We start from the raw sequence: 24,113 nt of genomic DNA, 5'->3' as shown, positions 1-24,113 counted from the left end.
TAGCACAGGCCGTCCGGTCTCCCGGACGGCTTGTTTGTATAGGTAAACTGTGAGGCTCTGTAAACTTACAGAATCACTCATCTACTACAACTTGCCTATCCAAATTACGGTATTGGACAGCTTCGGCAAGATGGGATGAACCGATATCTGCTGCACCTTCAAGATCAGCAATAGTACGGGCCAGCTTAATGATCCGGTCATGCGCCCGCATACTTAAGCCGAGACTTTCCAGAATATCATTCAGTAATTGTCTCCCGTCTTTTTGAAGCCTTGCATAACGGCGCAGAGCAGTCCCTGAAAGCTCGCTGTTCCATGAGATCGGCAGACCTCTGTAACGTTCCTTTTGAATAGCTTGTACCTTAAGAACCTCGGTGCGCATCTCCGACGAAGATATCGAGGCCCCCTGCTCCTCCCAGTCTCTCGGACGGGGAACATCCACCTGCATATCAATCCGGTCCAGCAGCGGTCCGGAAATTTTGCCGCGGTATTGGGCGATCTTTGCCGGACTGCAGGTGCATCGCTTCGTCGTCCCTATGCTCCCTAAATATCCACAGCTGCAAGGATTCATTGAACATGCGAGTAAAAATTGTGCCGGAAATGTAAATGCAGCCCGGGCGCGGCTGATCGTTACCACTCCATCCTCAAGGGGCTGACGGAGTACTTCAAGCACATTGCGGGAGAACTCGGGCAGCTCGTCCAAAAAGAGAACACCTCGATGTGCCAGGCTCACCTCTCCCGGCTTGGGAATCCCCCCGCCACCGATCAGTCCTGCAGCTGAGATCGTATGATGGGGGGAACGAAACGGGCGGCTGCGCAATAATCCGCTGTTCGCTTCCTTCAATTTGCCTGCGGAACTGAAGATTTTGGTCACCTCCAGCGACTCATTATTATCAAGTTCCGGAAGTATGCCTGGAAGCCGTTTGATCAGCATGGTCTTTCCCGTTCCCGGCGGTCCCATCAGAACAATATTGTGCATCCCGGCAGCAGCTATCATCAAGGCGCGCTTCACATGATTCTGCCCGAGAACATCACTATAGTCCTCCGCCATCATATTCACTTCGGAGCTTCCTGAATCAGTGTGCGCATATTCAGGAATGAATCTAAGATGATTTAGAGATAGCACTTTAACTGGTGGGCAGTCTTTTTCAATCTGGCTTGTACTAACCGTAACTGGAAAAGGAAGCTCACCCAGTTGCGAAGAAAAAGTAGATAAGGGGCGAACAGTTAATAGCTCCCTATCTGCATCCGGTGGCGTCAGCTGTCGTAAATGCTCCGCTGCATATACGGTCATTCCGCTGATTAATGACGCTTCGGCGGCATTTCCTTTCGGAACGAGTACACCCTTCATGCCGTTGCGGCGAGCTGCTTCTACCATAGACAGCACTCCGGTAACGGGCCGCAAACTTCCGTCCAGCGCCAGCTCACCAATTAATAACAGTTGTTCCGCTTCAGGCATATCCAATTGCCCGCTTGTAGTCAAAATACCAAGAGCAATGGCAAGATCGAATGCAGATCCTTCCTTACGGAGGTCAGCTGGAGCCAAATTTATGGTGACCCGCTGCTGCGGATAACGGTAACCACAATTTTTGACGGCGGCACGTACTCTCTCTACAGCTTCCCGGATCGCCGAATCAGGCAACCCAATGATGCTCGTCTGCGGCAGACCATTGGCCAGATCAATTTCCACACCAATCATGACACCCTCTATCCCATACAGGCACGCACTGTGCATTTTCCCATACATAACAAAAACACCTCTTCTCTTGAAATACGCCCATGACGGGCGGACTAAATTCAAGAAAAAGGGTGCTTCCTCAATTTCCGGTTATTCTTTTATCCTTAGTATACTTATATTCCATGGGCTTAATCAAGGGTTACCGATATGAAAAGGGATATTGCCCCAAATTACATAAGTATGCAAGCTTCGAAATACAAAAATTTCGTTATCCTTCCTCATTCACCACAACATAATCTCTGATTTGGGCAAAAGATAAAGGGGTATAGTCCCAGTGTTCTACGCAAATGTTGAAATAATTCTTCCCCTCATACTTCTGGCTATGAATGTGGCCGTGCACATTTACGTAAGGCATATGCTTATTCATATACATGGGTTCGTGTGAAAGAAAAAAGAAATCTTTATATATTACAGGATACTCACTGACTTCATTAAATCCGGCTTCAAGCCACCAGTTCCGGCCTCGGCTGCGGTCATGATTGCCTAGAATCAGGATTTTATAGCCATTGAGAGCAGATACAATCTCCCGTGTTTTTTCCAGGTTCAAGAAAGAAAAATCCCCCAAGTGAAAGACTGTATCTTCTGTACCGACCACAGAATTCCACTTCTCGATCATCACCCGGTCCATTTCTTCCACACTGCCAAAGGGACGGGACTCAAAATCAATAATCAGTTTATGCCCAAAATGTTGATCTGAGGTAAAAAAAATATTTGACATCCCTATCCCCTTCTTCTGTACTCAGAAATAGCTTCTACGAACACTTCAATCGTTCCAGTTCCGTTTGGAAGAACGCTGACTGTTCGTATCCAGCTTAATCAACTCCGCTAGCGGAGGCACTTCCTCATGCTCTATAAGCCAGTGCCGCATCTCTTTGATGGCTTCTACCTGCCCGTTTCCTTTGTCGCGCCAGGTCAGCAGTTCAATCACCCGGATGACTAGCGACAAAAGGCTGCTATTGCTGCTCTGGGTTTTTTCGGCCCGGATTTTTTGGAATAATGCTTCATTTTCCCAATCAATCAAAATCTCCTCCGCTATGGCTGGCCGCATAACGGTAAAGGTCTTGTTACACTTGCTGCAGCAAATAACGGACACAGGCTCTCCGCCAAGCTCTACTGCAATTTTGGTGTTACAATATTGGCAAGTAAAATTCACCTGTATATCCAACGGTTGATTGCTCACTCGGACAGCCCTCCTCATGGTGGCATTAAAAGTTACAATAATGTTTACCCATTTCCTTGGAGAAATGACCCATAGTACGGAGGGTATGTCAAGACTGTATGTTTGAAAAGTCAACAAAATGTATAAAAACTTTCAAAAAGCCTCCCGTATATGATGCAGCGATGCAATACTCCTACCCTCATTCAGCATCACCGTGATGACGTCAAAAGAGACCCGGCGTTCATATGCATTCTTCATATGCATGTATACCTGGGCGGTCGCACGCACCTGACGAATCTTCCGCTCATCCACAGATTCTTCCGGGGTACCCTGAAGAGGACTTCCACTGCGACTCCGCACTTCAATAAAAACAAGCACTTCACCGTATTCAGCAATTATATCCAGTTCCCCGCTGCGGCAGCGCCAGTTACATTCTATGATCCGGTAACCTTGGGCAGTTAGGTATTGTTGAGCGGCTTTCTCGCCATCAGCACCTTTTTGCTTGCGGGTATAGGGTTCTTCAGACGAAACCTCACTCACATCTGCCTCCGTTCTCCCGCAGAGCGGTCACTCTGGTAAACAAAGCTAAGAATTTCCGCTACCAGCTGGTAGAGCTGTGGAGGAATCTGCTGGTCCAGGTCAAGCTTGGAGAGGACTTCTACCAGGGCAGCATCCTCTTGGACAGCAACCCCGCTATCCTTCGCCATCTGCAGAATCTTATCTGCTACCGCACCTTGTCCTTTGGCGACTACGACCGGCGCTTCACTTTGACCGGGCGAATATTTAAGAGCAACCGCTTTTTTCAGGTTTTGAGAAATTTCATCGGCGGACTCACTCATATGCGGTAATCCACTCCTTTGTAGGAATCAGGCACATAGTCTGCCAGTCTGCCCGCGCCGCCCGCAGTGGCTGCAGATGCCGCACTAGGCTGCGGGAGGGGTTCTGTCCTCAAGCTGGACAGCTGATAGCCGATCGATTCCACTGCTGCTCCAATTTCATCCTTACGTTCTTCAAGCAGCTCTAATACCCATGGTGTATCGTTATGCAGCTTCAGACTTACGATTCTGTCCACCACCTGCACATCTACCAGTGTCTGTCCCAGCTGCTTCATATCCAGGTCAAACCACAGGCGGCAGTTCGATGCATCGAGTTCGCCCTTACGGCCCCGTCTCGACTGGATATGGACAGAAGCTGTTTCCTGCCCGTCCGGACCGTGTAGCGGCAGGAACATCGTTACTTGTGCAAACGGAGCCGTCCGATCCGTATTCAGGAGCAGTTGCTGCCCTGTCAATTGCTGCACCAGCTGGCCCGCGGCTTCCTTGACCGCGGGCGGCACTTCGCTGCTGCCCAGCACCTGCAGCAGCACGCCTTTCAGCGTATCGGCAGCCGTATCATCGCCGATAGCAGCACTCGCCAGCGCCGCCTGAGGCAGCGCTGCCTCACGCCCTGCCGCGGCTGCCGGCCCTGCCGCGGCCCGCACCTCAGCGGCGGCATGCCCGCCGCCGCGGACGGCCTGCTGCTCGTGCTCCGCACCGAGCAGCTTCAGCACCCGCCCCACCCACGACTCCATGTCGCGGGCGGCTGCGGTAACCGTCTGCTGCGCCGCAGCCGCAGACGGTCCTTCCCCGCGCTGCCCTGCAGGCGCGGGGGCTGGCTCTTGCCCCGCCGCTGCTGGCGGGGCTGTAGTGCCCTGCGGCGGCTGTGCGGCCGCTGGGGCAGGGACTTGTCCCGCCGCGTCAGCGGGCGGGGCAGAAGCAAGCTGCGGCAGTGTGCCGCGCAGCTCGGTGAGCACGCCCTGCAGCTTCGCGAGCAGGGCGGTACCTTTGCCAGCAGAGTTCTCTGCTGCTGGCAATGCCGTTCGTTCCGGCTGCGTACCGGAACGAACATCAGTCCCTTCTGCCTGCTCTGCAGAAGGATTACCCGCTGCGGCTCCAGATCCCGCTGCGGCAGGCTGGACATTACCAGCCTTTGGAGTGTTGTCTGTCTTTAGTGCAGGGCCTGCATCAGCAGCACCCACTTCTCCATCCAGCGAAGCAGGAGCGGTCCCTGTTTGGCCAGCAAAGGCCGCAGCCGATGGTTCCGCAGCATCAGCAGATGTATTGACCGCCACTGCTGCAGCTTCGTTCCCGGCAGGCTGCATGGTTTTCACAATGCCACCAGAAGGCGTTCCGGGAACGTCAGCCCCTTCAATAGCCAATGCTGAATCGGATGCAGCCGCTAGCACCGCTGCTACATCCGTCCCACTTACTTTAACTGCAGCAACTTGATTTGCTGCAGTATTAACAGGAGCCGCCGAATTTCCGTTTCCGGGGATTTCTGCTGCCAAAGAAGTCGCAGCGCCTCCGTTCACAGGTGTTCCTGCTGCAGGAGGAGTCGCTGCTCCTGGAATAACAGCCGAGGCAGGCGGAGTGGAGGTATTCGGTGAAGCAGTATTTCCACCCGCAGCATCGTTTTCCTGCTGAGCCCATTGGCCGATCGCCGTTTCAAGCTGAGCTACAAGCTGATGCAGCTTAGGCCCGAACACCGCTTGCTGTAGACCTTTCACACTTTCCGCCGTGACAGGAAGTCCACGTTTTACCGAAATGACTGCCGCCTCCAGCCACTCTGACACTGGAATATTTGGCGGTTTAGTATTCATTACTGCATCCAGCTTCGCTGCTGTTTCCTTGGTCAGAGCGACGCCGCCAGATACCATAGCCTGAATGATTTCCTTTCCTGCCTTGGAATCTGTAAGTCCCAGCGATTCAAGTGCTTCCCCCATACTTTGCGGCGAAGCCAATGCTGCCTCACCGGAGGAGACCGGTTTTAATACGGGCAAGCCGCCTTCTCCCGGAGGAGCAACCTGCAAATTCAACGTTTGTCCAGGCTGCAGCGGTGTCTCCAGCTCCGCACGGACAGGAGTACCTTGAATCTGTACTACTGCCTCTTTGCCGGAATCCGACACACTGAGCACCACACCGCGGACCACCTGCCCTTCCTTTAGCTCTACCGCCTTGGGCTCACCCGGTTTATTGTCTCCAAGTAATCCGCGAATCAAAGATCCGATGTTCATGCCTATCTCCCCTCCTTTCGTATATATCTTTTCATTTATATCGGTATTTTTAAGCTTTTTATAAGATAGCCCCTTGATCTAAGCTCCTCTTCAGTGCAGTTATCATAACAACTTATATAATAGGAAGCGTTGTATCTATCCGTCTCTTTCATCTTAAAACAATGTCAGTTCATCCGATAGAATTCTCCCCAGAAAACTGCGGCGGTGCATGGGAGTCGGTCCCAGAGCCAGGATCTGTTCTCTATGCAGTTTAGTCGCATAACCTTTATGTATTTTAATACCGTAGTCCGGATATAACTCTTCCCACAGGCCTTCGCACAGCCGGTCACGTGTTACCTTGGCCACTATAGAAGCAGCGGCAATAGACTGGCTATTGGCATCCCCTTTGATAATCGAACGCTGTGGCAAGGGAAGATCTACCTTTTCTGCATCGATCAGCATATAGTCAGGAGTACTACCCAGACCTTCTACCGCCTTTTTCATCGCCAGCCTGGAAGCCTGCTTGATATTGATCTCATCTATGACCATTGAGTCGACATGACCTACACCTACCGCCAACGCCTGCTCCATAATCTGCTCGAACAGGTTCTCCCGCTTTTTCGCTGTTAGCTTCTTAGAATCATCAACACCCTCTATAATGAGGCCTTCCGGTAAAATCACCGCAGCCGCTACCACATCGCCGAACAGACAGCCTCTTCCTACCTCATCAACGCCTGCTATTCTCCGGTAATCCTGCTCCCAGCATCCCTTTTCGTAGCTTAACATATCTATTGAACTCACTGTTCCTCCACCACCAATTCTAAATTCCCATTCCTTGTACAAGCCAGCTTATCATAAGAATACGCCCTGGTCATCCCACTTTTTGCTCAAAATACCCCTTCCAATTTCAGGACCATTCATTCACGCTTGCATAACAAAAAACCACCCCAATGACTCGGATGGTTCTTCCATTCCTCATGATTCTGTATTTAAGGTGTCTCCAGTGTAAACCGTCCCAGCTTCCCCGCCCGCAGATCATGCAGCAATAGGCGTGAAGCCTTCTCCAGGTCCACCCGGCCACCGCTGATTAGACAACCCCGTTTACGGCCGACAGCTTCCATAACAGCAACAATTTCGTCTGGATTCTCCAGATCCTCAGGAAGCTTCTCGATTCCAAAACGCTCCTGGAAGCTTGCTCCATAATCCTTGACCAGATACTTCACTGCAAAAAAAGCGATATCCTCAATATTCAGGATCTCTTCCTTGATCGCACCGGTTACCGCCAGACGGTAGCCTACATCCTGATCCTCGAATTTCGGCCATAGTATCCCTGGCGTGTCCAGAAGCTCCAGATTTCCACCCGTCTTAATCCATTGCTGTCCTTTGGTAACGCCCGGGCGGTCACCCGTTGCTGCGATGTTTTTGCCAGCCATCCGGTTAATGAGCGTAGATTTGCCCACATTAGGAATCCCAACGATCAACGCCCGGCTTGGACGCGGATTCATCCCTTTGGCAATCTGCCGGTCGATCTTCTCCTTCAGCAGCAGCTTAACCTGCTCAGGAATCTCCTTGATGCCCGTGCCAGTAGCCGCATCTACCGGATGCGCAACATGGCCCTCTGCCCTGAAATAGGCCAGCCATTTCCGTGTAGCTTCAGGGTCTGCCAAGTCCGCTTTATTCAGAATAATCAGTCTTGGCTTGTCCCGCAAAATATCGTCAATCATCGGATTGCGGCTGGATAGCGGCAGACGGGAATCGAGCAATTCTATACATACATCAATCAGCTTCAGCTTATCCTCGATTTGCCGCCTAGCCTTCGTCATATGACCAGGAAACCATTGAATGGCCATTGCCGTCACCTCCTTTGACTTCCGTCAACTTAATGTTTAATCATTGTAATATCTTTGACCGGCCAAAAGATCAGGTCTGCACGTCCGACAATATCGCTCAACGGCACATAGCCGATCATCCGGCTGTCCTTACTGTCGGAACGGTTATCCCCCATAACAAAGACATGCCCTTTCGGAACTGTTCCATCCGTAATGTCTTCGTTCGGGAAATTCGTGTTGTTGTACAATGTGTTATTATTATGTGCCTGGTCCATCGCACCTTTGATGTAAGTTTCATTTACCGGTTCGCCGTTCACAGTAACAACATCGCCTTCGACTTTTACGGTATCCCCAGCTACGCCGATTACACGTTTGATGAAATCCTTACCTTCAGATGGTACATGGAACACAATAACCTCACCCCGCTGAGGCGAGCGGATGTCATATAAGATTTCATTGACAATCACACGTTCACCGGTATGGAAATTCGGCCGCATAGAAGGTCCATCCACAATAAACGGCTTGAACAAAAGCCAGCGTATCAAAATCACCAGAATCAAAGCAATAGCGATTGCTTTAATCCATTCCAACACTTCATTTTTGGGCTTGCGGGGATTCTTGCCGTCAGGCTCCACAATTTCACCTTGTCCCTGCTGAAAATCCTGCTGCATAGTTCACCATCCTCTCTATATGCTACCCTCACTATACAACAAAAAAACTCCTGCCAAAAACTCCTCCACGAATACTCCGTCAGGAGGCCTTTTCGGAGAAGCTGATCCTAAGGCATATATGATCTATACTATATTAATAGAAGAATAAACGAAAGGGGCTTGAAATCAAGCCCCTTTCCCTTGCCGCAATATTAGCGACGGATTTCTTTAATTCTTGCAGCTTTACCGCGCAGGTCACGAAGGTAATACAGCTTCGCACGACGCACTTTACCACGGCGAGCCACTTCGATTTTCTCGATCTTTGGCGAGTTGATTGGGAAAGTTCTTTCCACACCAACACCGTAAGAGATTTTACGAACCGTAAAAGTCTCACCAATTCCACCGCCGCGACGTTTGATTACAACGCCTTCGAACAACTGGATCCGTTCACGAGTTCCTTCGATAACTTTTACATGCACTTTCAAAGTATCACCCGGGCGAAAACTCGGGATATCTTTGCGAAGTTGCTCTTGCGTAATTGCTTGTAGGATATTCATTTAGGACTTCCTCCTTCCGTACAGGTGTTCTTGCCTCTTCCGGAGAGATCATTGCTCTCCCTCATTATCCGCAGAGGACCACCGTATTCCACACAACAGAAATAATATTATCATAAACCACCAGAAAAGACAACTTATTTTTCGAGATTCAGAGAGGCATCATATCCCGCTTCTTCGCCTTTACTTTGCAGTCCTTGCACAAGCCGACAACCGTCCCGTTATCCTGAGCATAGAAGATCAGCTTACCGTTTTTCTTTTTACAGGAAGAGCAAGGCTGTTCCTCAGTACTCTGCTTGGCTTTTCGGTGACGGTCCATAGAAATCACATTACTGGCAGTGCTGTTTTTCGGCCTTGAAGATTGTCTTCTTGGGCTGAAGTAACCAAAATATACAACCACACCAACTAACAACACAACTACAACTGCCGCATATTGCATCTGTATCATCCGCTCCCTTGACTGGTGTCAGTCTAATAGTAAACAGACCATCCCGGGCCTCACATGGCGACGATAACACTTCTCCAGCGCTGAAGCAAAGCTTAATCAAGCTGGCTGCAACAGCCCTATATCCAAATATATGTTAGCCGTTTGCTTCAGCCTCGCCAAAAACAATGACTTCACGTTCAAAACATCACTTACATTGTTTATTCTAGCATACCTCTTCAATGAAATGTAGCCGACCAAGGCATCCTAGACTTTAGTCCAGTACAGTAACCCGTCCCCGGCCTGTTTTTCAATTTTTTCCCATAAGATATAGTATGGATTATACATAAGCGACAAGCAATTACGGGAGGGTCTAAATTGAAAAGAAATCATAATACAGCAATCATCGCGGCGGTCGCCGTTCTCTCTATTGCACTGCTATCCGGTTGCCGGGAGCTGCCAGGCAAAGAAGCTGCGGACCATCAGCTTGAACAGCGATTAAACGGAAATTTCCAGCAGGAAACCGTTGAGACAGTAAAGCAAGGTTTAGGCGAGGCGACCTTAGGTGTGGAGCAGGCTGTTCAGAATGGCGCTGCAAAGGTGGCTGAAGAAATAAAAACGGGCAGTTTGAGCAAAGAGCTCAATATTGCTAAAAAAGCCGATTCTGTATCAGCACTAGTTCTGGAGAATAGCGTTGGTGAAGTGAAGATCATTTCCGGGAATAGCGATTTCATCACCATTAAAGCAACAGTCATCACACACCCCGGTCATAATCAGGAGACAGAACAGAAAATTCTAGACAGCGCAGAAGTTACAGTTCAAGCTGACGGGAATGAGCTTAAGGTATCCACGCATGCCATGAATGAGCCCCAAAAAGATCTATGGACCTGGGCCCAAAAGAAGTATGGCTCTTCCGATTTCAGCATCAATTATGAGATTCAGGTACCTTCAACTATGGATGAATACTATATCAGCAACAATGTCGGAGCAATTCGGCTGCATGGCCTGAATGGCACCTTCCACATAGACAGCAATGTAGGCGCAATAGTTCTCGAGGCTGTACAATTCAGCGGAAAATCAACAGTGAAATCCAATACGGGTAGCATCGAACTGGATATCCGAGGCATGGAGTCTGAAAGCTCACTAATGGCAAGCAGCGATATCGGCAAAATAACTGCTGATCTCAACAGCGGACTCAAGTGCACCGTATCCACTAAAAGCGAGCTCGGTCAAATTACCGGAAGCGGATCCCGAAAAAGGGAAATGAATGGCGGCGGTCCACTCATCTCACTATCCACACAAATTGGTTCTATTACAGTTCAATAGCATATGAAATCAGTGGGGCTGAACCAGCCTCACTGTGACACACAAAAGAAGCCAGTCTCGCCTTGAGATTGGCTTCTTTTGTGTGTCTGGAACTAAATCAGTGCTATAGCCAGCAAAGTGAACAAGCTTAACGTCAGGATCTCACTGCCGTACCCGTAAAACCCGCCATAGTAATTTCCGTAAGGATTAAATGCCGATGTCTTCATTTTACCGTTGCCCTTTGTTTTCAAATATACATTATTTCTATCCACATTCACAATGATTCCTTCATGCCGCTTACCGTCTGTAGTCATGATGCGAACTCTTTTGTTCATACAATGCAGACAATTATAATAGGCTTCCACCTGAGAACCCCTCCTCATTCGTGATTCTGTATGGTATGCGGAGGGGGATAAGCCGGGAACGGCAGTAGCCGTGTGGCAGATAGCAATAAAAAAAATATCTGTGAAACAAAGTACTTGTGAACATTGTGTATCATTTTTGAGAAAAAGGAGTTATTATTATTATAATATTCATAATTAGAGCGCTTACGAAGGATGGACAAATTTAGTTTTATCAGAGGAGGCAATTCTCATGAGTGCAGCTGGCAAAAGATTTATCAATGAAGGGGTGCTTCGTATCGCCTGGTTCATCATCTTTGCATCGCTTACCTATACTGTACGGAATTACACATGGGTGGTCGTATTATTTTCGGTAGTAGCTATCTACGCGCTCGGTTCGGGTATTGTGATGCTTGCCAAAGATCGCCGGAACCACCGCGATCACGGTTCTAGGGTTTGAGCCACGGATAACCTCCATATTCTTCCTTAACACTTCCTCTGGACCTTTGGTTCAGCAGGAAGTGTTTTTTATTGCAGACAAGCTTACTACGAGCACATCAAAAAGAATCACGTCGCTTCGGTATCTTAACCAGCTGAACGTGATTCTCTTTGTCTCAATGATATCCAGTTGATCGGAGTAACAGGATTTGAACCTGCGACCTCACCCACCCCAAGGGTGCGCGCTACCAGGCTGCGCTATACCCCGACGCATATGTATTGCTGCCCTTTGTTCAATATACGCATTCAACGCAATAGTAGAACTGAAGCGCCTCTGATTTTTACCTTCATTTTATGTATACCGCAGATTTATAATAGTTTCAAGTGGAATTTTCCAAATCTCTAAACTATTTTTTTCTTAAAATTCATGGTTTTTTCGCAGCAGCTATGCTATACTCTTGGCACAAGGAAAGGAGGTGCGTTCACATCAATCATGACATGTTGAACGTATCCCTTACCCGGACCAACGGCTGAAGTTCTAGCCCTGGTGGCGCGGGATACGGATCAAAGTTTTAACTAGCGCCTCGGGTAAAGAGACCGTCTTCGGACGGTCTTTTTTATATTTCAAATCTCTTTATGCCATGCCTTTGATCCCGATATAAAAAACCACTACTCCGGCAGGTCAGCTGAGGTAGTGGTTTTTATTCATACTATATTGGTCTTATGATTTACGATTGGTATAGAAATCGATAATATCATTTACTGTGCGGAGCGGCTCCGCTTCCTTGTGGACAGTGTCCACGTCTGGCTTGAATTCTTCACGCGTATTCGTAGTCACTAATGTTCATTCCTTTCGATAGTTGAAATAGCTGTATCTGAGCTTCATTTCCGTCGCCTCTTCTAATTACCCAAAAAACAGGATTGTAACGCACATCTGCTCGCATTTTTTTTTAGATATTCTATGGGTCTCATTTTCCTTTCAGCTTTTGCATAGATTTGTATTGCAGAACAAACACAACAAAAAACGCCTCATTAACATAGTATATGTTAACGAGACGTCAAATATTCCATTTTATAGTAAATATCCACTAAAGTGTATTACTGCTCGATCTCTTCAGTCGTTCCAGAGCAGTCTTATCCTTCACCGTCAACTCAGCTGTCTCTAACAGGTCCGGCCTGCGTTCCAAAGTACGCTGTAGTGCCTGTTCACGCCGCCATACTTCGATGTTCGCATGATGTCCACTGAGCAGAATGTCCGGTACCTTCCACCCTCTAAATTCAGCCGGACGGGTATAATGCGGATACTCCAGCAGACCGGTACTGAACGAATCAGTCACCGCAGAGGTCTCATTGCCCAGCGCCCCAGGCTGCAGCCTCACAATCGAATCGATCACTGTAAGCGCAGGAAGCTCCCCCCCGGTAAGTACGTAGTCTCCGATCGACAATTCATCCGTCACCAGATGCTCTCTAATCCGCTCATCGTAGCCTTCATAATGACCGCAGATAAAAATAAGATGCTCTTCCTGTGCCAATTCCTCTGCCATCTGCTGAGTATACGTCTGGCCCTGAGGGCACATCAAAATGATGCGCGGTTTCTTCTGATTTCCCAGTACAGCAAGCACATGCTCCACAGCGGCAAAGATAGGGTCTGGCTTCAACACCATCCCACCTCCACCACCATATGGCGTATCATCCACGCTGTTATGCTTGTTTCCGGAGAAGTCACGGAAGTTAACTGCATTCAGTGAGACGATCCCTTTTTCTCGTGCTTTGCCTAGAATGCTAGTGCCGAATACACCTTCACACATTTCAGGAAAAAGCGTCAGCACATCAATCCGCATCATGGCAGCAGCCCTTCCATCAAGTGCACCTTAATTTTCTTGGCCTGAATATCCACATCTAGTACGACATCGTTGATTACCGGAATCAGGATTTCGGGACCTTTAGCCGGCTTTACCACCCATACATCATTGGCACCAGGCTGAAGAATTTCAGTAATTTGGCCGAGGGGTTGACTGTCGTCCACATCGGTATACACCTCACAGCCGACAATCTGGTGGAAGTAGTATTCATTCTCTGGCAGCTCCACCAAATCGTCACTCGGAACCTTCAGCATGCTTCCTTTATATTTCTCGACCTGATTAATGTTGGTGTATCCCTCCAGCTTGGCAATATACATTCCTTTATGCTCTCTTGCGGTTTCCACGGTTACCTCGAATTTTGGGCTTCCATCGGCGGGAACCACAAGCAGTTTTTTACCCGGTGCAAATCGGACTTCCGGAAAATCGGTAGAGGATAATATTTTGATCTCCCCGCGAATTCCATGTGTATTGACCAGCTTGCCTACATTCAGCTCTTCCGTCATCTGATCCTCTCCTTTACTTATAATTGTACAGTATGTTCCTGCTTATATATTTCAACAAAAAGGAGCCGGGATATACTATCCCTAGCCCCTCATTGAACGCATTCTTTAAGATAAAATATCCACGGTAACGCGTTTATCGCTCTTGACTGCTGCAGATGTGACCACGGTACGGAACGCTTTGGCGATCCTGCCCTGCTTGCCGATGACCTTGCCGACATCATCTGGATGCACAGAAAGCTCATAGACAATCAGGTGTTCCTTCTCCACAGTCCGTACAGCCACATCCTCTGGATGATCCACTAAAGCCTTAGCAATAACTCCAACTAATTCTTCCATAGAGGACCCTCGCAATCAGTCATTATTTCTGTTGCTTCAGCTCATGGAACTTCTTCATCACGCCTGCTTTGGAAAGCAGATTGCGGACGGTATCAGATGCCTGCGCACCTGTTTGAAGCCATTTAAGAGCTTTTTCCTCATCGATCTTAACTACTGCCGGTACTTCAATCGGATTATAATAACCGATTTCCTCGATAAAACGACCGTCACGAGGGGACCGGGAATCGGAAACCACTACACGATAGAAAGGCGCTTTATGTGCACCCATTCTTTTCAGACGAATACGTACTGCCACGAAATTCACCTCCTTATAAGAATATCGAAAATTTTACAATATGTTTGAGAAACCTTTTTCGATCCCTCCCAAACCCTCCCTTAGCCAAGGGAGGGCCCCAAGGGCTCCGCCCTCTGGACACCCGGCTAAGTGCAACTGGCGTGGGCATTCAGACTGGCTCTACCTTGGAATGTTGGGAGTAGGAACGCTTGCCGTCCCTGCGGGACACGCTTAACTGCAGCGGTACCTAGCAACGGGTAAAGATTTAACATTTAAGATCAAAAGACTAAGATCAAGGTCAAAAGAATAAGATCAAAACCCTTGATCATCTGATGTTGTACAATGTCTGATCTATATGAAGATCAAAGGACTGAGATCAAAAGATGTGATCAACGGAAAGGGAACTTCATTCCTTTACCGCCAAGTCCTTTGAGCTGCTTCATGGCGTTTTTCTTGCCACCCTTGCCTCCGCCGCCCATCATGCCGGAAAACTGCTTCATCATTTTGCGCATTTCATCGAACTGCTTGATGAGACGGTTAACCTCAGCCACGTTGGTTCCACTGCCGGTGGCAATGCGTTTGCGGCGGTTGTGGTTGATGATCTCAGGCTGAGCCTTCTCGGCTTTGGTCATGGAATGAACAATAGCTTCGACGCGGCCCATCTGCTTGTCGTCGACCTTGAGGTCCTTCATGCCCTTGGCTTTGTTCATGCCAGGAAGCATGTCGAGAATCTGGTCGATAGGGCCAAGCTTCTTGACTTGGTCCATTTGCTCCAGGAAGTCATCGAACGTAAATTCTGCATTGCGCATCTTACGTTCCATTTCCTTGGCTTTTTCGGTATCGATGTTGGCCTGTGCCTTCTCGATCAGCGACAGCATGTCACCCATTCCGAGAATACGGGATGCCATCCGCTCAGGATGGAAAGGCTCCAGCGCATCAATCTTCTCACCTAGTGCAGCGAATTTGATCGGGCAGCCAGTGACCGCCTTGACAGACAGTGCGGCACCACCGCGGCTGTCGCCATCAAGCTTCGTCAGTACAACCCCGGTAAGTTCGAGCTGCTTATTGAAGCTGTCGGCAACGTTAACGGCATCCTGACCAGTCATTGCGTCTACAACGAGCAGCACTTCGTCAGGACTTACAACGTTATGAATCTGCTTCAGCTCTTCCATAAGCTCTTCATCAATATGCAGTCGGCCTGCAGTATCGATAATCACGTAATCCAGGTTGTTATCCTTCGCATGCTGAACAGCTTGTCTGGCAATTTCCACCGGACTCGTCTGATCACCCAGCGTAAATACAGGAGCCTTGATCTGTTCACCCAGCACCTGCAACTGCTTGATCGCAGCCGGGCGGTAAATATCGGCAGCTACCAACAGCGGGCGGTGATTCCCCTTCTGCAGCAGCTTAGCCAGCTTGCCTGAAGTGGTCGTCTTCCCTGCCCCTTGTAAACCAGCCATCATGATCACGGTCGGCGGCTTGTTCGACTTAGCCAGCTTTGCCTGGCTTCCGCCCATCAGCTCGGTCAGTTCCTTGTTGACGATATCAATAATTACCATGCCGGGAGTAAAGCTGTCCATTACTTCCTTGCCAACGGACTTCTCCTTCACCTTGGACACAAAGTCCTTGACTACCTTGAAGTTAACGTCGGCTTCCAGAAGGGCCAGCCGTACTTCGCGCATGGCTTCATTTACGTCTTCTTCGGATACTTTACCTTTGCCACGCAGCTTGCTGAACACATTCTGCAATCTTCCGGTTAAACCTTCAAACGCCATATGCAGCTTTCTCCCTTCATGCTACTCTAACCTCTGCAAACGATCCACGAGCTCCGTGAACCGCAGTGTATATTGCTCAGGCAGCATCCCATTCTCCGGCAGTCTGCGCAGTTCTTCTAAGTATTTGTTGCGGCTCTCATGCTTCGTAAGCAATCCCAGCTTTTCTTCGTAATTCTCCAGAACCTGCTCCGCACGCTTAATGTGCTCATATACGGCTTGGCGGCTAATTTCAAATTCAGCGGCGATTTCTCCCAGGGAGAAGTCATCGTGAAAATAATATTTAAGAAACGTTTGCTGCTTATCCGTAAGCAGGCGTTCATAAAAAGCAAACAACAAGTTAATCCGGTTGGTTTTCTCGAGCCTATTCTCCTGACTCATTAAGGGCACTCCCTTCGTCAAGGAAAAACACTTTACAGCTTCACAACGTCCCTTATGATACCTAAAACAAAGAAAGATGTCAAGCCTTTTTGCTTGTCATCTCGTTCTTTGTTCTAAAAGTGTATTTCCCCATGGCGGAGCGCACCCATCAGTGAATTGGCAGCACGTAAAGAAGCACAACAAAAAAGTGGACTATGGTGCCTCCGAGAACAAACAAATGCCAAATTGCATGATGGTAGGGGAATCCCCGCCACACATAAAAAACCGTTCCCAGTGTATACAGCAGCCCGCCGACCAGCAGCCAGGCCATGCCCCCATCTGCCATCACCGCTGAGAGCGGATTCCAGGCAATCACAATCATCCAGCCCATGGCGATGTAAAAAATGGTGGACATGAACAGAAATTTCTTAACGAAAAAGGCTTTGAAGAAAACGCCGAACACAGCTACGCCCCAGGCAATCCCAAACAAGGTCCAACCTAGTGTCCCCCGGATCGCCACCAGCATAAAGGGTGTGTATGTACCGGCAATAAACAAGTAGATGGAGGAATGGTCCAGAAATTCAAAGAAGTCCTTGGCCTTCCCTTCTCTAAGACTATGCACCAGTGTTGAATTAATATACAGCAGCAGCATCGTGGCACCGTAAATGGAGAAGCTGACCACATGCCAGGCTGTGCCGTTCTGTACAGCGAAGACGACCAGCAGCACAAGAGCTACTATGCTCAATACCGCTCCAATCCCATGCGTTACTGCATTTGCGACCTCTTCCTTGCGACTGTATGTGTGTGTATTTGCCATTCCACTATTCCTTCCATTCTGCGCTTTCCTTCTATTATATTCCCTTCTGCGAAGTCCTTCCACTTTGCTGCAGACCCTGGGTCTATAAGTTGATTATAGTTTATACAGCTCCGTATATTTAGCTTCTAAATAATCGGCCAGATAATCAGGGTTCAGCGGCTCACCTGTCACCTGTTCAATGATTTGTGATGGAGTCAGGCTCTGACCAAAACGGTAGATTTTGTTTGTTAGCCATTCCTTGATCGGCAACAGGTTGCCGGCGGCTATCAGATCTTCAAGCTCCGGCAATTCCTTACGAAGTGTATTCAAAATTTGTGCGGCATACATATTTCCCAGTGAATATGAGGCAAAATAACCGAAGTCCCCGCCGGACCAGTGAACATCCTGCAGCACTCCCAGGGCATTGCTCGGAGGGGTAATCCCCAGGTATTCCTGATACTTGGCATTCCATACCCCAGGCAGATCCTTCACTTCCAGTCCTTCATTATAAATAAGCTTTTCAATCTCATAGCGGACAATGATATGCAGGTTGTACGTCAATTCATCGGCTTCAATGCGGATGAAGGAATTCGCTACACTGTTGATTGCACGGTAAAAGTCTTCCACTTCGACGTTGGCCAGCTGCTCAGGGAAATGCTGCTGAAGATCTCCGTAGTAGCGTTGCCAGAATGAACGGCTGCGGCCAATCATATTTTCCCATAGTCTGGACTGGGATTCATGAATACCCATGGATGCCCCTTGAGCCAGAGGTGTGCCTACAAGATCCTTGCTGATATTCTGTTCATATAGAGCATGTCCACCTTCATGCAGTGAGCTGAATACAGCGCTTAAGACATTGTCCAGCAAGTAGTTTGTCGTGATGCGCACATCCCCCGGGTTTAGCCCGGTAGCGAACGGATGCACACTTTCATCCAATCTACCAGCTTCAAAGTCGAAGCCCATTTGCTCTAGAATGAATAACCCGAACTTCTCTTGCTGCTCCTTAGGGAATATCTGGGCCAGGAACTCTGTATCGGGCTTATTCTTGGATGCGGTTATAGCCTCGACAAGGGGAACGAGGCGGCTGCGCAGACGTCCGAAGATATCATCCAGCTTCTCAACCGTCAGATCGGGCTCGTACATGTCGAGCAGAGTATCATAGCGGGTGTCCTTCACACCCCAGTGGTCGATAAACTCCTGTGTGAACGCAACAATTTTGCTTAGGTACGGTTCGAAGGAATCAAAATCATCAGTTTCCTTGGCTTCCTCCCAAATCGTCTGGGCATGGGCGGTGAGCATGGAGTACTCCTCATAGCTTTTGGAAGGTATACTCTGGCTGCGCTCATACTCCTTGCGGCAATCTTTAACGATCTTGTTCTGGATGTCGCTTAATTGGGTCATGACTTCCGGGCGGCTGAAATATTTTGTGAACTCGCCCATTTCCGGAGAAGTCTGCAGTCTGAAGATCTCTCCGCTGATCAACCCGATGGTATTGGAACGAATCTCCACACCTTTGCGTGGGGCGCCTGTGCGCAAATCCCAATGCAGTAAGCCAATCGCTTCTGTGTACCCGCTAATTTTGGATAATAGCCCGCTGAATTTCTCCCACTCTTCCTGGACCAGTTGTTCCATGATTGAACACCCGCTTTCTCTATTTTTACCAGCTCCTCTTGATGATACTTTTTTAAATCCTTATAATCAACCGCACCTGCATGAATATGGCTTAGACGAGATTATTCTCTTGTTGCTCTGAAAACAACATTTTTGATCTGAATGAATATACTTTGCATACCCGCTGTGAGCCTTGCATAATGTGTACTGGAGCCATGGTATGGTCAAATTCAGGGAAAGTAGTCTATAGTATGTCACATGATCAGCAAGCAGAAGGGCTGAATGTATTCGAAGGCTTCGGTATCTTAGATAACCGATCCACTCCTTTTCTAGTGAAGTGTCCAGATAAATCACGGAATATTGACGCCGGTTCATTATAATCCGTATAATCAACTTCAGAGGATTATATCTTTAAATTTTAAATAACCCTCAAACTTCATCCAAAGGAGTGTATCCATATGCTGCTGGTCGTGAATCAAGCGGAAGCCGGAGATACTACGATAGAGACGGACAATCTTCCTTTTGTTATCAGCCGCCAGCAGGAAATCTTCTATGAGGACAGTATGCGTCTAGATGCAGACGAGCGTATATCTTCCTTCAAGCTGGACAGCAATTCACAGATTTATGGCATGAATATTCTTGTGCGGGATGTGCGGAGCACCGGTATGCCCCTGGAGACCACCGGAACTCTATGCAGCGTAACCACCAAATAATGTTTTAACATCCTTTTTATCAAGTACATATGTGCGAAAAGGGTGTTTAAGGAGTATATTAGGAATTAACATTCTCGGAGCAGGATGCTCACAAAACTTGGCGTATGCTTTCGAGACAGTTTTTCGGGGCTGAATCGGAGGGTGTATCGCTAAAAAAACTTTTAGGAGGCAGCAGGTCATGAGCCAAATCACTGATATTATGGAGTTTAACAAGAAATTCGTCGAACAAAAAGAATATGAAACCTATCTGACCAGCCGCTTTCCTGACAAAAAGATGCTGATCATCACCTGCATGGACACAAGGCTTGTAGAGCTTCTCCCCAAGGCTATGAATTTCAAGAACGGGGACGTCAAAATCATTAAAAACGCCGGTGCCGTCATATCCCAGCCTTTTGGCAGCGTAATGCGCAGCGTTATGGTAGCCCTGTATGAGCTGGATGCGGATGAAGTAATTGTCGTGGGACACTATGAATGCGGGATGGCTTCACTGAATGCGGACAAAATGATCAACTCCATTAAAGAACGCGGGGTATCAGAGCAGGTGTTATCCACTCTGGAGAACTCGGGAATTAAGCTCACGAAGTGGCTGCGCGGGTTTGACAATGTGGAAGAAGGGGTAATTCAGACTGTGGAGCTGATTAAGCGCCATCCTTTACTCCCCCCAAACGTACCTGTTCACGGCATGATCATCGATCCGGCTACCGGAGCGCTTGAACTGGTGTCTGACGGTTACGTGGAGAACAAGGCAACTCTCTGATAATCTGCTGTTTGCGTGGATCATACGATCCGCGCATTTTTTATGCTGGCCATCTATCTCGTCGTAATCATGATTATGTCCTTCTTCCGGCGCAGAAAGGAACGGCGCAGACTTCAGGAACAGGGTGGACGTTACTAATATGGGGGCAACCATTCTTACGATGGATGAGATTATTAATGCCATCTGTATGCATATGGCTGAACGCAAGAGCGTTCGGGTTCAGGATGTCCAGGTGGAGCTTAGCTGGGAAGAAGACACCGGATACACCGCAGAGGTGTGGATCGAAGGCCGCAGCCCGTTCCTGGTGGAGTCCAATATGATCGAAGCAATCCTCCGTTACACGCACAGTGAGTATGGCATACGTGCCTACCGTGAAGATGTCCGACTGGAACTGGATGATGAGATCACGGCGGTTGTGAATACGTCAACTTTATAGTTCCAAAAAAAGAGACAGCACCTTGGCTGTCTCTTTTTTTCTGAAGATACTGCTATTCATAAAAATATTGTGTGATTACCCCTGAGCCACCGGCAACATTTACCTCGGCGTATGCTCCATTGATCAGCGTCATTTGCGGAGGAACATGACCATAATCCAAATCGTAAACAACGGGTAACTGCAGTTCTTCGGCCAATTCTTTATATGCATCCTCTGCCGTGTAATTGTCTATGGGTGTGTTGGTGCCGCCTCTGCCGAACATCACACCGGAACAGTTCTCGAACCAGCCGGCCAGCTTCATCTGCACCAGAGAGCGGCGTAGATCAACTGTGTTCAATTCACAATACTCCAGATACCAAATGACCGGTTCCTGATGAATGAAGGCTTCTTGAAAGTGACGCACATCTCCGTAGGGTGTGCCTATGATATGGCGGATGATATCAATGCAGCCTCCAAGCAGCCGGCCCCTGAGAGACACAGCATCACCTGAGACCGTCTTCCACTGTGTTCTGGTATTTAAATGGAATAGGGACGGCGATGGTTCCGCTCCCTCCACCTCCTGATGGTAGTTCAGCGAAGAGCGCTGGACGACCGGTTGTCCACTTGCGGTGGATAACACCGTCTGCCACATCGCTGTAGTCTCGTCTGTAACCTTTCCGCGCAAATCTCCAAAACTTGGTCCATGCGCAGTCGCTATCCCTGTCCGCAAGGTGATCACTAGCAGCAGCAGGCTAATATCAGAGAAGCCCAGGACCCATTTGTGCCGCACCTTCCCAAAGTCAATATGCTCCAGCATCTCGATCAGCAGTTCTCCGCCCCAGGGCGGAATGATCAGGTCAATCCTGTCATCACTCATCATCTGATTGAACTCAGTGCCACGCTCCTTGCCGGATGCGGATTTGGCCTTGTCATGCTTATAGACCGTATCGCCGCAAATAACCTGAAACCCTCTCTCCTTCATGCGGCTGCAGGCTTCCCCGAACAGCTCCACAGATCCTGGGCCAACCCCTGCCGAGGATGCGGTCACACCAATGGTTGCTCTTTTTTCAAGTACAGGGTATGTAATCATCTTGAACCTCCTATAACTTACTTGCTTTATACTTAGTCTATCATTCTCCGGTGTTTTCCGGGCAAAAAAAACATGAACTTAGATTCGGCACGCTGCCGGTCATCACGTTCATGTCTTTGGGAATTTGGAAAGGGTCAGATCAAGGATATGGCCAGCAGCTCGAATAGCACCAGCGGCAGAATCCCATTGTTATTGACGGGTCCAGGGTAAGGGTAGCCCGGGCCTGGATAAGGCTGGTAATAGGGATTGTAGTATGGATTGTAATATCCGCGCTCCATATCTGCGGTCCCCCCCACCATGAGATATAGATGCTTGCAGTCCATTCCGGCAATCGTTCCTTCATGCATCTGACCGTCAATCATCTGTACATTGACTTGGTGATTAAGATAAGGCTTACAGGAGTGGTGCAGGGAATCGCGGACCCGGTGCAGATGCTGGACAACGGCCGGATCGGCCTGATAGATCAACGTTGCAGGCTGGCCGGACTGATAGAATGACATAGCTTTATAACCTCCGTAAATGGATTTGCTCCATTCTATGCATCTGCCCAGAGCACGGTGCCTATACTGTGTACCAGGTTTATGGAAGAGCCAGCTTCTCCACCCGAATGTTGACAACAGCCAGCGTCAGGCCAAGCATATTCTCCACAGCCCCGCGGACATTATACTGCAGACTTTTACATACCTCTTGAATCCGGCAGCCATAGTCCACTATGATTTGAAGATGAACGGCAACCTCCTCCTCTGACACTTCCACGGACATTCCTTTAGCCCCGATTTTGCTGCCCAGAAGTTTGGCCAGATTCCCCGTAACGGAACTCCCGGACATTCCTGCGATCCCCGGAGTATCCATAACTACATAGCTAATAATAGCCGATATCACCCGATCAGAAATATCAACAAGCCCTTTTTGAACACCTTGATCCATGGTAAGTTCCTCCTCAAAGTATGGTTAGTTTAAGCATCGTCCGAATCGCTTCGTACAAAATTCACTTCGAATGCATGCGCCTAATATCTACCAAGTACAGATAGGCTTACTCTCCTGAATCCGCAGCCAGCTGCGGCTCTTCCGGCCAGCGCTGCCGGATAAACATCTGGTACAGCTTCACTGTAATAATTTTGAGCATCATATAGACCGGAATAATCAGGAGTATACCGATAATACCGCCAAAATCCCCACCGGCCAATACCAGAATAATCGTAGTAATCGGATGGATATCAAGGCTTTTTCCAAAAATATAGGGTGCTACCAGGTTATCCTGAATCTGCTGGGCAACAAGCACAACCACAATGGACCAGACTGCCGTTGAAGGTGACTCAAACAGTCCGATAATTAAGATAGGAACTGTTGACAGAATTGCTCCTATAAAGGGAATAAAGTTCATCAACACAGCTAGCAGTGTCAGGAGAAGCGCATAAGGCAGGCCTATAATCAAAAACCCAATATACATCAATACGCCAAGGGCCAGATTCACCAGTACTCTGCCTACGATAAATCCGCTGAGCGCCCCGTCAATGTCGGAAACCACCCCAGCGCCTTCTGCCTGAAAGCGTTTCGGGAAAAAGCTCACCACTTTTGCGCCAAACTTACCGCCTTCCTTGAGCATGTAGAACAGAAGAATGGGAAAAGTAAACAGCACCATGGCAAAATTGGATACAAAGGAGAACAACTCCGATACAGAACTCGTCATCAGGGAAAAGCCTTTATTCAGATAATCCATCAGTTGGCCCGCCGGATTCATATCCGCAGGTATCAGCGAAGATAACAGCTTACTCTCCTCCAGCTTCTTCAGTTGTTCGCCCACGGCCGTGAACACGTTTGGCATGTTATTGCCGAGATTCACCAGCTGATTCTTCAGCGATGGCCAAACTCCTACACTGAAGCACATGAACAGCACGGCTATGATCAAATAGACCAGCAAAATAGCTGCCGTACGGTTCAGCTTCCGTGACTCCAGCAGATCAATCAGCGGCCGCAGCAGATAATAGAAGAACACCGCCAGCATTAAAGGCACGATGACCACACGGAATAACGAGAAAACCGGTGTAAAAATAAAATTCACTAGGGTGCCTACATAAATAATTCCCAGCACCAAAAGCACAGCGATACAAATGCGGATAAACAAATTTAATTTGGCCATGACCCTCTCCCGTTCCTG

The 24,113-nt window shown here is 48.6% G+C and carries 30 protein-coding genes, 1 tRNA gene and 1 pseudogene; 7 read left to right on the top strand and 25 right to left on the bottom strand.

Annotated features, from left to right (window positions below; all coding sequences use genetic code 11):
* Window positions 1-73 precede the first annotated feature (73 nt).
* The 11 genes from A3848_RS26945 to A3848_RS26895 form a co-directional block, all read right to left on the bottom strand.
* The gene (locus A3848_RS26945; protein ID WP_074088069.1) at window positions 74-1,744 is read right to left on the bottom strand and encodes a YifB family Mg chelatase-like AAA ATPase; all 1,671 of its coding nucleotides are present in this window, start codon (window positions 1,742-1,744) and stop codon (window positions 74-76) included.
* Between the two features lie 199 nt (window positions 1,745-1,943).
* Window positions 1,944-2,453, bottom strand: coding sequence for a metallophosphoesterase (locus A3848_RS26940; protein ID WP_074088067.1), 510 nt, complete (start codon window positions 2,451-2,453; stop codon window positions 1,944-1,946).
* Between the two features lie 45 nt (window positions 2,454-2,498).
* On the bottom strand, window positions 2,499-2,915 hold the full coding sequence (locus tag A3848_RS26935) for a hypothetical protein (RefSeq protein ID WP_083606844.1): 417 nt from the start codon (window positions 2,913-2,915) through the stop codon (window positions 2,499-2,501).
* A gap of 132 nt (window positions 2,916-3,047) precedes the next feature.
* Window positions 3,048-3,434, bottom strand: a complete 387-nt coding sequence (locus A3848_RS26930) for a YraN family protein (RefSeq protein WP_074088063.1) — start codon at window positions 3,432-3,434, stop codon at window positions 3,048-3,050.
* A complete protein-coding gene (locus tag A3848_RS26925) occupies window positions 3,431-3,733 on the bottom strand; it encodes an EscU/YscU/HrcU family type III secretion system export apparatus switch protein (protein WP_074088061.1) in 303 nt (100 codons plus the stop codon). Before A3848_RS26925 ends, A3848_RS26930 begins: the two co-directional genes overlap by 4 nt.
* Window positions 3,730-5,946: a hypothetical protein gene (locus A3848_RS26920; RefSeq protein WP_074088059.1), complete on the bottom strand. Its 2,217-nt coding sequence runs from the start codon at window positions 5,944-5,946 to the stop codon at window positions 3,730-3,732. Before A3848_RS26920 ends, A3848_RS26925 begins: the two co-directional genes overlap by 4 nt.
* A gap of 153 nt (window positions 5,947-6,099) precedes the next feature.
* The gene (locus A3848_RS26915; protein WP_074088057.1) at window positions 6,100-6,711 is read right to left on the bottom strand and encodes a ribonuclease HII; all 612 of its coding nucleotides are present in this window, start codon (window positions 6,709-6,711) and stop codon (window positions 6,100-6,102) included.
* 203 nt (window positions 6,712-6,914) lie between these two features.
* Window positions 6,915-7,775: a ribosome biogenesis GTPase YlqF gene (gene ylqF / locus A3848_RS26910; RefSeq protein WP_074088054.1), complete on the bottom strand. Its 861-nt coding sequence runs from the start codon at window positions 7,773-7,775 to the stop codon at window positions 6,915-6,917.
* A 29-nt stretch (window positions 7,776-7,804) separates the two neighbouring features.
* Window positions 7,805-8,425, bottom strand: a complete 621-nt coding sequence (gene lepB, locus A3848_RS26905) for a signal peptidase I (protein ID WP_074088052.1) — start codon at window positions 8,423-8,425, stop codon at window positions 7,805-7,807.
* Window positions 8,426-8,616: 191 nt separating this feature from the next.
* Window positions 8,617-8,961 (bottom strand): 50S ribosomal protein L19, encoded by a 345-nt coding sequence (gene rplS, locus A3848_RS26900; protein WP_074088051.1) that lies wholly within the window; start codon window positions 8,959-8,961, stop codon window positions 8,617-8,619.
* A gap of 148 nt (window positions 8,962-9,109) precedes the next feature.
* On the bottom strand, window positions 9,110-9,397 hold the full coding sequence (locus A3848_RS26895; protein ID WP_074088049.1) for a hypothetical protein: 288 nt from the start codon (window positions 9,395-9,397) through the stop codon (window positions 9,110-9,112).
* 363 nt (window positions 9,398-9,760) lie between these two features.
* On the opposite strand from A3848_RS26895, the gene A3848_RS26890 reads away from it, so the two are divergent.
* Window positions 9,761-10,708 (top strand): hypothetical protein, encoded by a 948-nt coding sequence (locus A3848_RS26890; RefSeq protein WP_074088047.1) that lies wholly within the window; start codon window positions 9,761-9,763, stop codon window positions 10,706-10,708.
* 92 nt (window positions 10,709-10,800) lie between these two features.
* On the opposite strand, the gene A3848_RS26885 is transcribed toward A3848_RS26890, so the two are convergent.
* On the bottom strand, window positions 10,801-11,052 hold the full coding sequence (locus tag A3848_RS26885) for a hypothetical protein (RefSeq protein ID WP_074088046.1): 252 nt from the start codon (window positions 11,050-11,052) through the stop codon (window positions 10,801-10,803).
* A gap of 229 nt (window positions 11,053-11,281) precedes the next feature.
* On the opposite strand from A3848_RS26885, the gene A3848_RS26880 reads away from it, so the two are divergent.
* On the top strand, window positions 11,282-11,488 hold the full coding sequence (locus A3848_RS26880; RefSeq protein ID WP_074088044.1) for a hypothetical protein: 207 nt from the start codon (window positions 11,282-11,284) through the stop codon (window positions 11,486-11,488).
* Window positions 11,489-11,660: 172 nt separating this feature from the next.
* Here A3848_RS26880 and A3848_RS26875 read toward each other — a convergent pair.
* The 9 genes from A3848_RS26875 to A3848_RS26835 all read right to left on the bottom strand — a co-directional run bounded on the left by A3848_RS26875 (window position 11,661) and on the right by A3848_RS26835 (window position 19,001).
* A tRNA-Pro gene (locus A3848_RS26875) sits at window positions 11,661-11,734 on the bottom strand.
* 820 nt (window positions 11,735-12,554) lie between these two features.
* Window positions 12,555-13,307, bottom strand: coding sequence for a tRNA (guanosine(37)-N1)-methyltransferase TrmD (trmD, locus tag A3848_RS26870; protein WP_074088231.1), 753 nt, complete (start codon window positions 13,305-13,307; stop codon window positions 12,555-12,557).
* Window positions 13,307-13,831: a ribosome maturation factor RimM gene (rimM, locus tag A3848_RS26865; protein WP_074088042.1), complete on the bottom strand. Its 525-nt coding sequence runs from the start codon at window positions 13,829-13,831 to the stop codon at window positions 13,307-13,309. The genes trmD and rimM overlap by 1 nt, the downstream gene beginning before the upstream one ends.
* Window positions 13,832-13,936: 105 nt before the next feature.
* Window positions 13,937-14,167, bottom strand: coding sequence for a KH domain-containing protein (locus A3848_RS26860; RefSeq protein ID WP_074088041.1), 231 nt, complete (start codon window positions 14,165-14,167; stop codon window positions 13,937-13,939).
* 22 nt (window positions 14,168-14,189) lie between these two features.
* Window positions 14,190-14,462, bottom strand: coding sequence for a 30S ribosomal protein S16 (gene rpsP / locus A3848_RS26855; RefSeq protein ID WP_019910363.1), 273 nt, complete (start codon window positions 14,460-14,462; stop codon window positions 14,190-14,192).
* A 368-nt stretch (window positions 14,463-14,830) separates the two neighbouring features.
* Complete coding sequence (gene ffh, locus A3848_RS26850; RefSeq protein WP_074088038.1) at window positions 14,831-16,216, bottom strand: signal recognition particle protein; 1,386 nt, start codon at window positions 16,214-16,216, stop codon at window positions 14,831-14,833.
* A gap of 21 nt (window positions 16,217-16,237) precedes the next feature.
* The gene (locus tag A3848_RS26845; protein WP_074088036.1) at window positions 16,238-16,594 is read right to left on the bottom strand and encodes a putative DNA-binding protein; all 357 of its coding nucleotides are present in this window, start codon (window positions 16,592-16,594) and stop codon (window positions 16,238-16,240) included.
* Window positions 16,595-16,742: 148 nt separating this feature from the next.
* Window positions 16,743-17,390, bottom strand: a complete 648-nt coding sequence (gene trhA / locus A3848_RS26840; RefSeq protein ID WP_074088034.1) for a PAQR family membrane homeostasis protein TrhA — start codon at window positions 17,388-17,390, stop codon at window positions 16,743-16,745.
* A 93-nt stretch (window positions 17,391-17,483) separates the two neighbouring features.
* A complete protein-coding gene (locus tag A3848_RS26835) occupies window positions 17,484-19,001 on the bottom strand; it encodes a carboxypeptidase M32 (RefSeq protein ID WP_074088032.1) in 1,518 nt (505 codons plus the stop codon).
* A gap of 119 nt (window positions 19,002-19,120) precedes the next feature.
* Between A3848_RS26835 and A3848_RS31955 the strand changes: the two are divergent.
* From A3848_RS31955 to A3848_RS26815, 5 genes and pseudogenes are all read left to right on the top strand, one after another.
* Window positions 19,121-19,360, top strand: a pseudogene (locus A3848_RS31955) (cytidine/deoxycytidylate deaminase family protein); the annotation flags it as partial.
* Between the two features lie 78 nt (window positions 19,361-19,438).
* Window positions 19,439-19,693 (top strand): iron-sulfur cluster biosynthesis family protein, encoded by a 255-nt coding sequence (locus tag A3848_RS26825; protein ID WP_074088030.1) that lies wholly within the window; start codon window positions 19,439-19,441, stop codon window positions 19,691-19,693.
* A gap of 178 nt (window positions 19,694-19,871) precedes the next feature.
* Window positions 19,872-20,450 carry a beta-class carbonic anhydrase gene (locus tag A3848_RS26820; protein ID WP_074088029.1) on the top strand — a complete coding sequence of 193 codons (579 nt, stop codon included), beginning with the start codon at window positions 19,872-19,874 and terminating at the stop codon, window positions 20,448-20,450.
* 15 nt (window positions 20,451-20,465) lie between these two features.
* Complete coding sequence (locus A3848_RS33195; RefSeq protein ID WP_256701955.1) at window positions 20,466-20,588, top strand: hypothetical protein; 123 nt, start codon at window positions 20,466-20,468, stop codon at window positions 20,586-20,588.
* A gap of 1 nt (window position 20,589) precedes the next feature.
* Window positions 20,590-20,886, top strand: coding sequence for a YxcD family protein (locus A3848_RS26815; protein ID WP_074088027.1), 297 nt, complete (start codon window positions 20,590-20,592; stop codon window positions 20,884-20,886).
* Window positions 20,887-20,938: 52 nt separating this feature from the next.
* On the opposite strand, the gene A3848_RS26810 is transcribed toward A3848_RS26815, so the two are convergent.
* From A3848_RS26810 to A3848_RS26795, 4 genes are all read right to left on the bottom strand, one after another.
* Window positions 20,939-21,955: a S66 family peptidase gene (locus A3848_RS26810; protein ID WP_074088026.1), complete on the bottom strand. Its 1,017-nt coding sequence runs from the start codon at window positions 21,953-21,955 to the stop codon at window positions 20,939-20,941.
* A gap of 134 nt (window positions 21,956-22,089) precedes the next feature.
* On the bottom strand, window positions 22,090-22,455 hold the full coding sequence (locus A3848_RS26805; protein ID WP_074088024.1) for a hypothetical protein: 366 nt from the start codon (window positions 22,453-22,455) through the stop codon (window positions 22,090-22,092).
* A gap of 79 nt (window positions 22,456-22,534) precedes the next feature.
* Window positions 22,535-22,882, bottom strand: coding sequence for an Asp23/Gls24 family envelope stress response protein (locus tag A3848_RS26800; RefSeq protein WP_074088023.1), 348 nt, complete (start codon window positions 22,880-22,882; stop codon window positions 22,535-22,537).
* A gap of 106 nt (window positions 22,883-22,988) precedes the next feature.
* Window positions 22,989-24,095, bottom strand: coding sequence for an AI-2E family transporter (locus A3848_RS26795; RefSeq protein WP_074088021.1), 1,107 nt, complete (start codon window positions 24,093-24,095; stop codon window positions 22,989-22,991).
* Window positions 24,096-24,113 lie beyond the last annotated feature (18 nt).

The organism is Paenibacillus sp. P32E (assembly GCF_001909085.1).
Taxonomy (GTDB): Bacteria; Bacillota; Bacilli; order Paenibacillales; family Paenibacillaceae; genus Paenibacillus_AQ; species Paenibacillus_AQ helianthi.
Note: the sequence above shows the minus strand (reverse complement) of the source record. Positions and strands in the feature narration are given on the sequence as shown.

What these genes read in the sequence shown, in the direction of transcription:
- A3848_RS26795 (WP_074088021.1), bottom strand. Translation starts at nt 24,095, where the DNA reads ATGGCCAAATTAAATTTGTTTATCCGCATTTGTATCGCTGTGCTTTTG.
- A3848_RS26815 (WP_074088027.1), top strand. Translation starts at nt 20,590, where the DNA reads ATGGGGGCAACCATTCTTACGATGGATGAGATTATTAATGCCATCTGT.
- A3848_RS26805 (WP_074088024.1), bottom strand. Translation starts at nt 22,455, where the DNA reads ATGTCATTCTATCAGTCCGGCCAGCCTGCAACGTTGATCTATCAGGCC.
- trmD (WP_074088231.1), bottom strand. Translation starts at nt 13,307, where the DNA reads ATGCGGATTGATGTGCTGACGCTTTTTCCTGAAATGTGTGAAGGTGTA.
- A3848_RS26820 (WP_074088029.1), top strand. Translation starts at nt 19,872, where the DNA reads ATGAGCCAAATCACTGATATTATGGAGTTTAACAAGAAATTCGTCGAA.
- A3848_RS26860 (WP_074088041.1), bottom strand. Translation starts at nt 14,167, where the DNA reads ATGGAAGAATTAGTTGGAGTTATTGCTAAGGCTTTAGTGGATCATCCA.
- A3848_RS26800 (WP_074088023.1), bottom strand. Translation starts at nt 22,882, where the DNA reads ATGGATCAAGGTGTTCAAAAAGGGCTTGTTGATATTTCTGATCGGGTG.
- A3848_RS26920 (WP_074088059.1), bottom strand. Translation starts at nt 5,946, where the DNA reads ATGAACATCGGATCTTTGATTCGCGGATTACTTGGAGACAATAAACCG.
- A3848_RS26835 (WP_074088032.1), bottom strand. Translation starts at nt 19,001, where the DNA reads ATGGAACAACTGGTCCAGGAAGAGTGGGAGAAATTCAGCGGGCTATTA.
- A3848_RS26940 (WP_074088067.1), bottom strand. Translation starts at nt 2,453, where the DNA reads ATGTCAAATATTTTTTTTACCTCAGATCAACATTTTGGGCATAAACTG.
- rplS (WP_074088051.1), bottom strand. Translation starts at nt 8,961, where the DNA reads ATGAATATCCTACAAGCAATTACGCAAGAGCAACTTCGCAAAGATATC.
- A3848_RS26810 (WP_074088026.1), bottom strand. Translation starts at nt 21,955, where the DNA reads ATGATTACATACCCTGTACTTGAAAAAAGAGCAACCATTGGTGTGACC.
- rimM (WP_074088042.1), bottom strand. Translation starts at nt 13,831, where the DNA reads ATGACGGAAGAGCTGAATGTAGGCAAGCTGGTCAATACACATGGAATT.
- ffh (WP_074088038.1), bottom strand. Translation starts at nt 16,216, where the DNA reads ATGGCGTTTGAAGGTTTAACCGGAAGATTGCAGAATGTGTTCAGCAAG.
- A3848_RS26925 (WP_074088061.1), bottom strand. Translation starts at nt 3,733, where the DNA reads ATGAGTGAGTCCGCCGATGAAATTTCTCAAAACCTGAAAAAAGCGGTT.
- trhA (WP_074088034.1), bottom strand. Translation starts at nt 17,390, where the DNA reads ATGGCAAATACACACACATACAGTCGCAAGGAAGAGGTCGCAAATGCA.
- ylqF (WP_074088054.1), bottom strand. Translation starts at nt 7,775, where the DNA reads ATGGCCATTCAATGGTTTCCTGGTCATATGACGAAGGCTAGGCGGCAA.
- lepB (WP_074088052.1), bottom strand. Translation starts at nt 8,425, where the DNA reads ATGCAGCAGGATTTTCAGCAGGGACAAGGTGAAATTGTGGAGCCTGAC.
- A3848_RS26945 (WP_074088069.1), bottom strand. Translation starts at nt 1,744, where the DNA reads ATGTATGGGAAAATGCACAGTGCGTGCCTGTATGGGATAGAGGGTGTC.
- A3848_RS26880 (WP_074088044.1), top strand. Translation starts at nt 11,282, where the DNA reads ATGAGTGCAGCTGGCAAAAGATTTATCAATGAAGGGGTGCTTCGTATC.
- A3848_RS26825 (WP_074088030.1), top strand. Translation starts at nt 19,439, where the DNA reads ATGCTGCTGGTCGTGAATCAAGCGGAAGCCGGAGATACTACGATAGAG.
- A3848_RS26915 (WP_074088057.1), bottom strand. Translation starts at nt 6,711, where the DNA reads ATGTTAAGCTACGAAAAGGGATGCTGGGAGCAGGATTACCGGAGAATA.
- A3848_RS26895 (WP_074088049.1), bottom strand. Translation starts at nt 9,397, where the DNA reads ATGCAATATGCGGCAGTTGTAGTTGTGTTGTTAGTTGGTGTGGTTGTA.
- A3848_RS26845 (WP_074088036.1), bottom strand. Translation starts at nt 16,594, where the DNA reads ATGAGTCAGGAGAATAGGCTCGAGAAAACCAACCGGATTAACTTGTTG.